Annotated in this window: 10 protein-coding genes; 6 read left to right on the top strand and 4 right to left on the bottom strand. The window is 41.9% G+C overall.

From position 1 onward, the window contains the following. Nucleotides 1–756, top strand: a 756-nt coding sequence (locus tag KUG37_RS12780; protein ID WP_216940518.1) for a hypothetical protein, incomplete at its 5' end; no start/stop codon positions are given. Between the two features lie 455 nt (nucleotides 757–1,211). On the opposite strand, the gene serC is transcribed toward KUG37_RS12780, so the two are convergent. Further along, on the bottom strand, nucleotides 1,212–2,291 hold the full coding sequence (serC, locus tag KUG37_RS12775; protein WP_216938147.1) for a 3-phosphoserine/phosphohydroxythreonine transaminase: 1,080 nt from the start codon (nucleotides 2,289–2,291) through the stop codon (nucleotides 1,212–1,214). A gap of 249 nt (nucleotides 2,292–2,540) precedes the next feature. Here serC and KUG37_RS12770 point away from each other — a divergent pair, with 249 nt between their 5' ends. From KUG37_RS12770 to KUG37_RS12750, 5 genes are all read left to right on the top strand, one after another. After that, on the top strand, nucleotides 2,541–2,933 hold the full coding sequence (locus tag KUG37_RS12770) for a hypothetical protein (RefSeq protein WP_216940516.1): 393 nt from the start codon (nucleotides 2,541–2,543) through the stop codon (nucleotides 2,931–2,933). A 141-nt stretch (nucleotides 2,934–3,074) separates the two neighbouring features. Further along, nucleotides 3,075–4,559: a TolC family protein gene (locus KUG37_RS12765; RefSeq protein WP_216938151.1), complete on the top strand. Its 1,485-nt coding sequence runs from the start codon at nucleotides 3,075–3,077 to the stop codon at nucleotides 4,557–4,559. A gap of 11 nt (nucleotides 4,560–4,570) precedes the next feature. Then, nucleotides 4,571–5,701, top strand: coding sequence for an HlyD family secretion protein (locus KUG37_RS12760; RefSeq protein ID WP_216938153.1), 1,131 nt, complete (start codon nucleotides 4,571–4,573; stop codon nucleotides 5,699–5,701). After that, entirely contained in the window at nucleotides 5,701–6,831 is a 1,131-nt protein-coding gene (locus KUG37_RS12755; protein WP_216938170.1) for an ABC transporter permease, read from the top strand. Before KUG37_RS12760 ends, KUG37_RS12755 begins: the two co-directional genes overlap by 1 nt. Continuing rightward, nucleotides 6,828–7,925 carry an ABC transporter permease gene (locus KUG37_RS12750; RefSeq protein WP_216938172.1) on the top strand — a complete coding sequence of 366 codons (1,098 nt, stop codon included), beginning with the start codon at nucleotides 6,828–6,830 and terminating at the stop codon, nucleotides 7,923–7,925. Before KUG37_RS12755 ends, KUG37_RS12750 begins: the two co-directional genes overlap by 4 nt. Before the next feature lie 31 nt (nucleotides 7,926–7,956). Here KUG37_RS12750 and KUG37_RS12745 read toward each other — a convergent pair whose 3' ends face one another. The 3 genes from KUG37_RS12745 to KUG37_RS12735 form a co-directional block, all read right to left on the bottom strand. Continuing rightward, the gene (locus KUG37_RS12745; RefSeq protein WP_216938174.1) at nucleotides 7,957–8,382 is read right to left on the bottom strand and encodes a DUF3887 domain-containing protein; all 426 of its coding nucleotides are present in this window, start codon (nucleotides 8,380–8,382) and stop codon (nucleotides 7,957–7,959) included. Nucleotides 8,383–8,450: 68 nt separating this feature from the next. Next, nucleotides 8,451–11,432 (bottom strand): DNA gyrase subunit A, encoded by a 2,982-nt coding sequence (gyrA, locus tag KUG37_RS12740; RefSeq protein WP_216940514.1) that lies wholly within the window; start codon nucleotides 11,430–11,432, stop codon nucleotides 8,451–8,453. A 319-nt stretch (nucleotides 11,433–11,751) separates the two neighbouring features. Then, nucleotides 11,752–12,411, bottom strand: a complete 660-nt coding sequence (locus tag KUG37_RS12735) for a hypothetical protein (RefSeq protein ID WP_216933978.1) — start codon at nucleotides 12,409–12,411, stop codon at nucleotides 11,752–11,754. Nucleotides 12,412–12,634 lie beyond the last annotated feature (223 nt).

Raw genomic sequence — 12,634 nt, 5'->3', positions numbered from 1 at the left:
GATACAGAGACCTGGCTGATTCAGGGACCGAGCAAAGCTGCGGTGCAGTTGAGTCAAGTGATTGCCGTTGAAAACAATAAACCTCAAGCGGTAAAAACTGCTTTCCCATGCTTTGACAGTCCTTATCAGGTCAAAGCCACGATTGACCGGATTATTAGCTGCAAATCCAATACCCAGGCGGTATTGCGCTTGAATTTGGGTGCCAACAACATCGTTTATGCTTTCGATAGTCTGTATAGCGTCAATCATCCACATTATGAAAAAGATCAGCCCTATATGGTGAATCTGAATGCCTGGGCCTATGAACTGGAAGCGGTTGCAGATCATGAGCATTTAGTGGTCGATGATCCGGCTTCGATCAAACATCACCGTGCCTTGAATTCTATTCTGACGGGCAATAATGGGATAGCCCCTGATAATTTGCAAGAACAGATTGATGCCTGGCAGCCGCAGTCAGAAGAAGATAAAGAACCTGTCACTGTAGATTTTTCTAAAATGGTGGCTTATCTTTATGGTGAAACCATGGGTCAGGAAGATGAAGCCTGGTTTCAGGGCAATATTGTTGGGAAAACTGCCATGCAGTTTATGGATCAGGACTATACCCTGTATGATGTCACCCTGATTCATGATGAAGGCCAGCCTGCGACCCTGATCCGCATTGCAACACGCAATCCAGAGTATAAGAATTTTGAAATTGGCCAGTATATCCGTGGCAACTTATGGATTCAGGCTAATATTTATAGAAAAGCGGTCTAAGCTCAAACCCAAAAAAGAAGATACCCATTTTGATGCGTATCTTCTTTTCATCCATCTTAATTTGTATTGAGGCAGTTTTTACTTTCGCAAGAGGTCTAATATTTACCGCTTAACCATCTATTTAAATCGATTAAAAACCAGGTTTTCCACATTTTTAAATTCAAACCACTTTATTTTAAATACTTAAATTAAGCTCGAAAACCTTATAAAAATAAGCGGTTGATTTCTCATGTAAATAATTTATTGTCGCTCAAATTTGATATTTAAATAAAATAAAAATTTATGACCTTTAATCAAGAATGTACTTTATTTAATCAATTTTTTATGATAAAAATACTCACAACAAATAGTATTAACGATAAATAGATCGGACAATAAATATCTATGAAAATCGTGCAAGAAGAAACATTAATGCATAAAAAACCCAGCATATGCTGGGTTTTTTATTTCATGGATCAACCATTGCGTTTGGCAAAGTCATCCATAAAATTCACCAATGCCTGTACGCCTTCAAGTGGAACAGCATTATAAATACTTGCACGCATACCACCCACTGAACGATGACCCGCAAGATTCAATAAATACTGTGCTTCCGCTTCTTTCAGGAACTGTTTTTCAAGATCTGCATTGGCCAAGGTAAATGGCACATTCATGATCGAACGGTTTGCTTTTGCAATCGGATTCGCATAAAAATCGCTTTGATCAATATAACCATACAGCAGATTGGCTTTTTCAAGGTTGACCTTATGCATGGCATCTACACCGCCATTTTCCAGCAACCACTCGAACACCAGACCAGATAAGTACCAGGCATAGGTTGATGGAGTGTTAACCATTGAGCCGTTTTTCGCTTGATCTGAGTATTTCAAGATGCTTGGAATTTCAGGTTTGGCCTGATCGAGTAAATCGTCGCGAATGATCACAAGTGTTAAGCCGGCAGGCCCGATATTCTTTTGTGCACCTGCATAGATCACACCAAATTTAGATACGTCCAGTGGTGCAGATAAAATGCTAGATGAATAGTCGCAAACTAGAGGCTTGTCTGTTTCGGGAATAGATGCGAATTGCAAACCGCCAATGGTTTCATTATCGGCATAATGCACATAGGCTGCATCTGCAGACAGGTTCCATTCGCTTTGTGCGCTGATGGCGTGTTTGCCATCAATTTTAATACCCGCTTTTACAACATTGATATCGCCATAACGTTGCGCTTCTTTCAAGGCTTTTTCAGACCAGATCCCGGTATCGATATAGTCCGCTTTGTTATTTTTACCGAGCAGGTTCAATGGAATTGCCGAGAACTGTAGTGACGCCCCACCCTGCAAGAACAATACTTTGTAGTTCTCAGGAATGTTCATGAGTTTACGTAGGTCTGCTTCCGCTTTTTCAGCGACAGCAACATAGTCTGCACTACGGTGGCTCATTTCCATGATCGAAAGACCTTTGCCATGCCAGTCGAGCATTTCAGCTTGAGCTTTTTCAAGTACGGCAGTCGGTAATGCAGCAGGACCAGCACAGAAGTTGTACGCGCGCATGATTTTTCCTTTCAGAGTGAAACACAATAAAATGATGGCATTTAACCATATCTGGCAGGGTCTTGCACAAAATTATTTCAATACAAAACTGTAATTACAGTCAAAAAAACAATGTAGATTCATAAGATAAGTTGACCATTTATAAGAACAATCCTACTTATGATGCATATTTTAATTAAATGTTTGAGTTTAAAAATAAAACTATTATGATAAAACCATAATAATTAGAAAATCATGAGTGAGATAAAAATGGATCATTTCGTTCATCGTTTCAGATTAGCTATTGCGCATGTTAAACTTGCAACTAAGCAAAACTGGCCAAACAGTAGTAATGAGCTTTTCCCTGAAAATGAACTGACTGGAAAGACTGCCGAGAATTCCTATTTCATTCTTGATCAAGATAAAAATAGGAGAGATATATTTCGCTATGATTTAAACCGAAAATGTCCCACCCTTCACTTTATCCCTCCCATTGATGAGAGACATAAACCTGTATTAAAGAGAGCGGGTATAAAAGTGTTAAATAATGGACAAATCTGTTCAGATCAACCTATCCATAGTTCTAAATCCATAGGCGTATTAAAAGACTGTCTAGACTTTTGCATCATTCATGATAATTTTAAAAGTATAACAACAAGTTAATTCAGGTCATACAAGCTTCCTTTTTCCTAGACAATTGTAAAATAAACAATATTACAACCATGCCACTGACTGAGCTCTAAAGCACTGATTTATAATGTCAGTAAACAAATTTCACCTTATTCAAATTGGCAACTTGCTTTCATGAATACGATAAACGATATAAGTAGATTATTTTTGGGGTGCGGATTATTTTCAGGACTGTTGTGTACAAGTCTGAATTTATATGCCCAAGCCTTGAGTTTTCAAGAAGCTGAACAACAATTATTACAGTCTTCTTATAGCAGTCAGGCCTATCAAAGTCTGGAACAGGCCTCGCAACTTGAAGCTGAAGCAACCAAAGGTTTGGGATTGCCACGCGTCGATCTGAATGTTCGTGCCTATGCCTTCCATAGTGAAGTGGATATTCCCCTGAAGCAGTTTAAAAACAATCTGGAAAATGTACTGTCCCAAGGTATCACGGGGCAAATCAACCAATGGGAAGATAATCTTGGGATTATACTGCCTCCTGACATTACCGATCCTCTTCAGGAAGGAATCAACAATGTCATTCATAGCGGAGTCGGCCTGATTCCGGACACCTCCAATGTAGTCCTTGAAGATCAGGTCATTCGCCCTACGGTGTCAGTCATCATGCCCCTCTATACTGGAGGCTTGACCGCCAATGCCAAGGAAGTTGCCAATATTCAGGCGAACCGTAGTGCACTGAGCAACAAAGAACAGCAAGATATTCAGCGTTTTGAACTCATTCAGAGTTATTTTAATGTTCAACTACAAAAACAACTTTATGCAGCGGCGGTTTTTAACCTGAATGCCATGCAGCAGCATTATCAGAATGCCTTAAAAATGCAGCAGCAGGGTTTTATCAGCAAAGGCCAGCGCATGCAGTTTGAAGTCGCACGCAATGATGCCGAGCGCGCCCAGAAAAATACTCAGGCCAATCTGAATGCGAGTCTGTTTCAGCTGAATAACCTGCTTCAACAAGGCAACCTGACCGAACTGACCACTCCTTTATTTGTGAATAAGACCGAATCTCAGGACTTAAATCATTTACTGAAGACTTTTACCCAAAACTCTACATTGATTCAAAAAATGCGATTAGATACTCAATTGGCGCAAACCAATGTAAAAGTCCAGCAAGCCACGAAAAAACCGAGTGTCTTTGCCTTTGGTGAATACAGTCTGAACCACAACGAAAACTGGATTGTCGGGGTGGCTGCCAGTTATAACCTGTTTTCCGGAATTGATAAAAATAAAAATATTCAGGCAGCTGAACTTAAACGTTACGCTACTGAACTGCTCACTGCACGTACTCAGCAAAAAATTGAAAACCTGATTTACAAATCCTATAGTGAAGCAGTGAATGCGCAGCAGAGCGATACACTTTTGGCACAAAATCTAAAGGCGGCTCAGGAAAATTTACGTATCCAGCAATTATCATTTAAAGAAGATATGGGTACGGCGGCACAGGTCATTGATGCACAAAACATATTGAGCGGGCTAAAAGCAGAAACTGCCTTGAACGCTTATAAATACGTGATGTCACTTGCCACACTTTTACAAAGTTATGGCTCGATTAACGAGTTTTCTAGCTATATTCAACATGCCAATACCCACTATATTCGCTAATGGAGCCAGACATGGACAAAGATCAAAAGCCAGATGATCCTGTGAATGGTTCGGTTACCTCAAACAATAAAAGTAGCCCTTCCACCTCACAGATTGAGTCCGAATCGCTGGAAGAAAAAAACGCTGCAACTTCTGCTGATCATGAACAATCCTCTGGACTCTCTAAACCAATAAAATATCTGTTACTGGCGGCAATACCTGTTTTACTGGCCATCATTGCCTTTGGTCTCTGGAAAAGCTATCACCCGACGACACTTGAATTACAAGGACAGGTAGAAGCGGAAACAATACAGGTCGCCACCAAGGTACCTAGCCGCATTGAAGAAATCTATGTACAGGAAGGCCAGCATGTCAAAAAAGGTGACATGCTTGTCCGCTTATACAGCCCCGAAGTGGAAACTAAAAAACAGCAGGCTGCCGCTGCCCTGCAATCTGCCTTGGCCTTACAGTCGACTGTTGACCGGGGTTCTCAAGAGGAGAATATCGCCAGCCTGTATGCCAACTGGCAAGCGTTGAAAGCACAGCAGAATTTAGCCAAAGTTTCCTTTCAACGTGGTGAAAATCTGTTTAAAGAAGGTGTCATTTCCCGTCAACGCCGTGATGAACTATATGCAGCCAGCCAGTCTGCTGCCCAAATGACTGAAGCAGCCTATCAGCAGTATCTACGCGCTAACCGGGGCAGCACTCCCCAACAGAAAACATCTGCGGAGGCACAGGTTGAAATTGCCCGGGCTGCCCTAGAAGAAGCCAATTCACTGGTCGCAGAAACAAAACTACTTGCCCCAATCGATGGAACGGTATCTCAAATTTATGGTGAAGTATCGGAGTTGGTAGCAACTGCAGTGCCGGTAGTGAGCCTGATTAAAGATGATATGCGCGTGAGTCTGAATATTCGTGAAGACCAGTATGCGCCATTTCAGCACATGACGACGATTGAAGGCTATATTCCGGCCCTAGATAAAAAAGCTGAATTCCGCATCAAAAATATCAGTGCCGAAGGTGAATTCGCGACTATTAAAACTACACGCCAAACTGGGGGTTATGATATCAGAAGCTTTAAAGTGCATCTTGTTCCAGTACCCGCCATACCCGGACTTAAAGTTGGCATGAGTGTCTTGTTTAAATTAAAAGAGGGTTCCTGATGTGGAGGGGGATAGGGCGCGAACTGCGCTATCTGCTCCGGGAAAAATGGGATCTGTGCCTAGTCACGCTTGCTCCTGCCTTCGTCATTATTATATTCAGTAGCATGTTTCTCCAAGGTAAACCTGAGCATTTACCCATTGCGATTATTGATCAGGACCGAAGTGCACTGAGCCAGAATATTTATACCTATATTTCACTCAATCAGACACTTAAAGTAGATATTGTCACTGGACAAACTGAAGAAGCTGAACTTCTATTAAATAAGAATAATATTTGGGGCTATATTCATATTCCGCAGGGGGCCGAGCAACGTCTTGTTCGTGCTCAAGATGCGGGAATCAGTATTGTTTATAATCAGAGTTATTTTAGTATTGGTAATACTATTTCATCTGCCCTGCTGATCAGCACAATAGAAGCTATAGCTGATTTTTTAGGAAAGTATTATCTGGAAAACCGGCTGCCTTATCTCGACCTTCCTATACCCCAGATCAAATTATCCCCGCTGTATAACCCAGATCTTAATTATGAGTTTTATTTAGAACCTTTTGTCATTCCAGCAGTTCTACATTTACTGCTCTGTTGTTGCGTGGCATTTTCATTGGGTCAGGAACTCAAACGGCAAACCTTACAAGTCTGGATTAGCAATCATTCACTCTGGATGGCTTTGCTATCAAAGAATCTAGTTTATGTAACCATTTTTAGCATATGGACCTGGGTCTGGATGTTCTGGCTGATTCAGATCCGCGGCTGGTTTGTAGCTGGCTCTCTTGGTCTGATTCTATTGGCTCAATTGCTATTTTATAGCGCCTATGCTTTCTTGAGTAGCGCCATCGTGCTAGTAACCAAAGATTTAACCAAATCATTCGGCTTAATTGCAGTATATGGCGGCTCATCTTTAAGTTTTGCAGGCGTAACGCTCCCCTTAAATAATGCCCCCTTATTTACCCATTTCTGGGCTCATATTATTCCCTATACCTCCTATGCCAAATTACAGACTGAACAGTGGGTAATGGGTAGTCCCATGTCTGTTTCACTACAGCCCTTATTGGTGCTGTTAATGTTTGTAGTAATATCGGCACTGCTGGCCTATCTTTTTTTAAAAAGAGTCGCTAAAGGAATAGTCCCATGAAATCATGCTGGTCTTACTATCTGCGCACCTTTAAAGATATTTTTACGCACGAAAGTATTTTTACCACACTGATTTTTTCTGTACTTTTTTACAGTTTTTTTTATCCTACTGCATATCAGGCACAGACGGCAGAAGCCTTGCCCATTATTATTGTCGATGAAGAACAAAGTCATTTAACGGCCAGTATTATCCAAAAGGTAAGGGAAAGTCCGAATGTCACGGTCAAGGCGATTACAGGCAATTTCGCGGAAGCTAAGCTCATGGTCGAATCTGAAGAAGCAAACGGAATTTTACTGTTACCTAACAATTTGTCCCAAGCTGTGATCCATGGTGAATCGGGCGGAATTGGACTCTATTTAAATGCTTCAAATTTTCTGGCAACCAAACAGATTGGTCTGGGCCTGGCTGCTTCAGTTGAGCAAACCTTATCAGACTATATTGCACAATTTGAACATATATCAAAATTTTCTCCAGCGCTTTCTGTACATCAGATTCCACTGTTTAATACTCTGTCCGGCTATGGCAGTTATGTATTTCCTGCAGTTGCCCCCTTAATTATTTATCAAACTATTTTTTTAGGTTTGAGCATGCTGATCTTGGTATACCGGGAAAGAAAAGTAGAATTGAACTCAAATGCTTTCATCGGGATCTGTCTGGCGATATTTACCATCGGCTGTCTGGGTTGTTTTTATTTATTCGGTTTTACATTCTGGTTATTTGATTATCCGCGTGGCGGGAATTTTATCGGCATGCTCATTGCCGTCCCGGTTTTCATCTACTGTATTATTGGTATTAGCTGGCTGTTCGCCAGCTTTCTGGATATGCCAGAACGGGCAGGTCATATTATTGTATTTACCTCTATTCCCCTGTTCTTACTCTCTGGTATCGCATGGCCCCACTCCTCTATGCCACTCTGGATGCAATTTCTGGCCGAAATCCTGCCCTCTACCCAAATTGTGCAGATGTTTATTCAACTTAACCAGATGGGCGTACCTACAGCACTAGTTGTACCCAAACTAATTTATCTTGGAGTGGTCGGCAGCCTGTGTTTCTTGTTAGGCTATCATCGCCTGATTCAGGTTCCTAAAAACTGACAGACAGTGGCCATTAAGACTCTCTCCAAGTTTAGGGATTGGATTTGCCAAACACCTGGATATTAAAATTACGGATCTTGTCGCTGCCATTCGGTTTGTCAAAACTTACATCATACTGAACCAGATTATTCGGATAGGCAATTTCATAACTGACCTTATATTGGCCCGGCTGGTTAGTCGCTTCTTCAATCTGCTTGGTCATTAAAGTTTTAGACTTGTATTCACCTTGAGGAATCGAGCGTGAAAAGCGTTTCATCAACTTTTCATTGTCCTTAAACTGCACCTGTAATTGTGGTTCCAGGTGATTCAGAAATTCCTCATATTTTCCGTCACGCAAATCTTCATAAGCTAACTCGGCTGATCTTTCCTGCTCAGGACTCGGATTTGGAATATTGTCCACTGAATTACAACCACTCAATGCAAGCACTGCTGCTAATGACATTAATTTGGTTTTCATCGCTTACCTCTATCTCGTCAAGGTTTATAAAAAAGGACGCCGAAGCGCCCTTTTTATCAGTAAAAAACTTATTCTTCTACTGAATTTTCACCGTCTTTTTCAACTTGCCCAGTTTCAGCTGCTGAATCTGTTTCTGCCACTAAAGCGTCTTCGCCTTCAATCGCTTCAACAAACTCGTCTTCTTCAACAGCTTCAATTGAAACTACACCGACCAGTAATTCGTCATTACCTAAACGGATCAGACGAACACCCTGTGCGTTACGACCAGTTTGCGCCACTTCAGATGCACGGGTACGAACCAGCGTACCACCATCAGAAATCAGCATCAGTTCTTTAGAAGCATCGATGGCAACTGCACCCACCAATTGGCCATTACGTTCAGAGGTCTTGATCGCAATCACGCCCTTACCGCCACGTTTCTTGGTCGGGAAGTCATCTACAGGGGTACGTTTACCGTAACCATTTTCTGAAGCACACAGTACTTCACCTGTTTCAGGTACAACGACTAAAGACACGATCCGGCTGACTAATGCTGAATCTGAACCATCTTCATCATCAGACTCGATCTCAGTTTCTTCGCTTTCTTCCAGCAAGGCTGCCGCACCAATGGTTACACGCATACCACGCACACCTTTGGCCGAACGACCCATTGAACGCACGTCAGTTTCTGCGAAGCGAATGGCTTTACCTTCATTTGAGAACAACATGATTTGCTGTTCGCCATCAGTAATCGCAACACCAATCAAAGTGTCATCGCCATTGAGTTCAATCGCACGTAAACCGTTTGAACGAACGTTCGAGAACTGTTCAAGTTCTACACGTTTAATCGTACCGTATTCAGTCGCCATAAACACATAGAAGTTCTTACGAACAGCTTCCGCTTGCTGTGCAAACTCATTGATGATGTCATCATCAAGATCCGTGGTCGAAAGTGCTTGACCTAACTCTTTCAGCTGCGCACGAAGTGCATCAGAAATATCGTCTGCGCCATCTTCAGATTCAGCCAATGCAGCTTCAAGTGCAGCAAAATGACTATTGATCACCTCATTGCTTTGCAACTGTTCTGCATTGGCTTTCACAAATGCCTTGAAGTCCGCCAGACGTTCTTTGAATTTCTTCGGTGCATCAATCACAGGCAAGATTGCTGTAATCGTTTCGTTTTCGTCTAGTGGCAGTAAGTTCACCATTGGACGACCTTTTGCACCACGAGAGGCTTGTGGCACGTCATAGACTTTCAGACGATATACTTTACCGACGTTGGTAAAGCAAAGTACCGTTGCATGGCTAGAGGTCACAATCAGATGCTGAATGTAATCATCTTCTTTCATGCTGGTTGCAGACTTACCACGACCACCGCGACGCTGTGCAGCATAGTCAGACAATGGCTGAGTTTTCGCATAACCTGTTTTTGAAACCGTCAGCACCATTTGCTCTTCAGGGATCAAATCTTCACGCGAGAAATCGATACGTGATTCAACAATATCTGTTTTACGACCATCGCCATATTGCTGAATGATCAATGCCAATTCTTCACGAATCACATTCATGAGCAAATTGAAGTCATTTAAAATGGCCGTCAATTCAGTAATGGTAGCCAGAATTTCGCTATATTCTGCATGTAACTTGTCTTGTTCAAGACCGGTTAAACGATGCAGACGAAGCTCCATAATCGCATTGACTTGGGTTGGAGACAGACGATAGATTTCACCATCTAAACCAAATGGACGATTTAAATCTTCGCCTTCAATTTCGTCTGGACGTACAGAAATCGAGCCGGCACGTTCAAGCAACGCCACAACACCACCACCAGCCCACTCGCCTGCTTGTAAACGCTCACGCGCTTCAGCCGGATTCGCAGAACTTTTAATGGTTTCGATGATCTTATCAATATTGGCCAGTGCAACCGTCAAACCTTCCAAGATATGACCACGTTCACGCGCTTTGCGTAACTCGTACATGGTACGACGGGTCACGACTTCTTGACGGTGACGAATAAACGCCGCAATGATATTTTTCAAATTCATCAATTTTGGCTGGCCATTGTCGAGGCAAACCATATTGATGCTGAATGAATTTTCTAATTGCGTATTCTGGAACAGGTTATTGACAATAACTTCAGCGTTTTCACCGCGTTTTAAGTCAATCGCAATACGCATCCCGTCTTTATCAGACTCGTCACGCAGCTCCGAAATTCCTTCCAGTTTTTTCTCTTTGACCAGTTCAGCAATACGCTCAATGGTTTTTGCTTTATTGACCTGATACGGAATTTCAGTAAATACAATCGTGATACGGCCGTTCTTCGGATCTTCTTCGAAGTGATATTTCCCACGAATATGCAGACGACCTTTACCGGTACGGTATGCATCCACGATGCCTGATTTACCGTAAATAATACCGCCTGTCGGGAAATCTGGACCAGAAATATGCTCCATCAAACCTTCGATGCTGATATTTGGATCATTGGCATAGGCCAGACACGCATTCACGACTTCAGTCAGGTTATGCGGTGCCATATTGGTCGCCATACCGACTGCAATACCGGTCACACCATTAATCAATAAGTTCGGTACACGCGTTGGCATGACTTGAGGAATACGCTCAGAGCCATCGTAGTTGTCTTCCCAATCGACTGTGTCTTTTTCAAGATCTGCCAACAGTTCGTGGGTCAGTTTACGCATACGCACTTCGGTATAACGCATGGCTGCTGCGCTGTCGCCATCGACTGAACCAAAGTTACCTTGACCATCTACCAACTGGTAACGCAAGCTGAAATCTTGCGCCATACGTACAATGGTTTCATATACGGCAGAGTCACCATGCGGGTGATATTTACCGATCACGTCACCGACTACACGTGCAGACTTTTTATAAGCTTTGTTATAGTCATTGCCTAATTCGTGCATTGCGAAAAGCACACGACGATGAACAGGTTTTAAACCATCTCGTACATCGGGCAATGCACGTGACACAATCACGCTCATCGCATAATCGAGATATGAGCTTTTAAGTTCATCCTCAATGGCAATCGGTCTAATTTCCGATACGCTCATGCATACTCCTTATTCTACAAGCCAGTTTTGGCTTGTATTTATATGTCGTAAAACTAGCAAAATCATTAACTCAAACGACTGAGTTAAAAACTAAAATACAGCCATAAATTATAGCATAAACACTTGTATTTTTGTGTCGAAATATTCAGCTTAACCTTGTTAATTATCTTCATTTTAGTGATCATTTTCTTGTTATTTCAAAACTGAAAATCAGTGCACCCACCCAGCCTTTTTCAATACTCAAAATATGCAGAAATATTGCAGCGCAAAAAAAATGCGCCAGTTGATTGGCGCATCTTCCTCGTTTTTCTGTGTTTTTTTATTGTGCCTGGTTCAGCACTTTATGATAACTCAAAACTGCAACAATTAATAAAATTGGCAATAACATCTCCACCCCTTCCTCAATGGTCATAATCATGATTTGATTCTGTTGTAGCAACTGGATTCCGAACTCCTCTTTCAGGGTGGAAGTCGTGCGATCCAGTACTTTGCTCAGTCCGCCACAGGCAATGGTGAGGAAGATAAAATAATGCGCAATATTCAAAGAATCTTTCATGCTTCGTATAGTTTGTACCAATTTTTTTGCCAGTACCAGAAAGACAAAAATAATCCCGAGCAATAAAACAAATCCAAGCAGTTTATCCATAAACGGAATTTCAGCACTGCGATAGAAATTAGTTTTGATAAAGCTCATGTCGAACAGTCGCTTATGAAAATCCATTTCCCGCAATCCCAGCAACACTGCCGCTAAAGCTGTAAACACTCTGGTATTGGGCTTAATTTCCACATTGAGCAAACACAGCACTGCCAGTAAGTACCACAGCCATGGGCTCATGACTTCAAAAGCACCTGATTCACTAAACAAATACTGGGTCACCGGAATCGGCGCATTCAGGGCAGTATGAATACAAATACCCAGATAAAGCGCAATCAGCAGAAAACTAATAAACAGGATGTGGGCGGTTTTAGAAAAGGACATGATCAAAAACAGGAGGGAAATTAAACCGGGATTTTATCACTTTTCATACAAATCACATACTCTAGTTTCGACTACCGAGTATTTTCCAGACAAAAAGCTGCTTATAGTATTTTTTCGAAGCAGCATTAAAAAATTAGTATCTTGAAAACCTTTCCGGAATAAAAATACTTATTCAATAACTGAACCAGTCATCAGCAACTCAGTGAATTGATGTCTCCTGATC

This window comes from Acinetobacter sp. BY419 (genome assembly GCF_019038395.1).
Classification (GTDB): domain Bacteria; phylum Pseudomonadota; class Gammaproteobacteria; order Pseudomonadales; family Moraxellaceae; genus Acinetobacter.
The sequence above is the reverse complement of the archived record's forward strand: the minus strand, read 5'-3'. Positions and strand labels throughout refer to the sequence as shown.

Coding starts and splice junctions, on each gene's coding strand:
- KUG37_RS12770 (WP_216940516.1), top strand. CDS start 2,541: ATGGATCATTTCGTTCATCGTTTCAGATTAGCTATTGCGCATGTTAAA.
- serC (WP_216938147.1), bottom strand. CDS start 2,291: ATGCGCGCGTACAACTTCTGTGCTGGTCCTGCTGCATTACCGACTGCC.
- KUG37_RS12755 (WP_216938170.1), top strand. CDS start 5,701: ATGTGGAGGGGGATAGGGCGCGAACTGCGCTATCTGCTCCGGGAAAAA.
- KUG37_RS12750 (WP_216938172.1), top strand. CDS start 6,828: ATGAAATCATGCTGGTCTTACTATCTGCGCACCTTTAAAGATATTTTT.
- KUG37_RS12745 (WP_216938174.1), bottom strand. CDS start 8,382: ATGAAAACCAAATTAATGTCATTAGCAGCAGTGCTTGCATTGAGTGGT.
- KUG37_RS12735 (WP_216933978.1), bottom strand. CDS start 12,411: ATGTCCTTTTCTAAAACCGCCCACATCCTGTTTATTAGTTTTCTGCTG.
- KUG37_RS12760 (WP_216938153.1), top strand. CDS start 4,571: ATGGACAAAGATCAAAAGCCAGATGATCCTGTGAATGGTTCGGTTACC.
- gyrA (WP_216940514.1), bottom strand. CDS start 11,432: ATGAGCGTATCGGAAATTAGACCGATTGCCATTGAGGATGAACTTAAA.
- KUG37_RS12765 (WP_216938151.1), top strand. CDS start 3,075: ATGAATACGATAAACGATATAAGTAGATTATTTTTGGGGTGCGGATTA.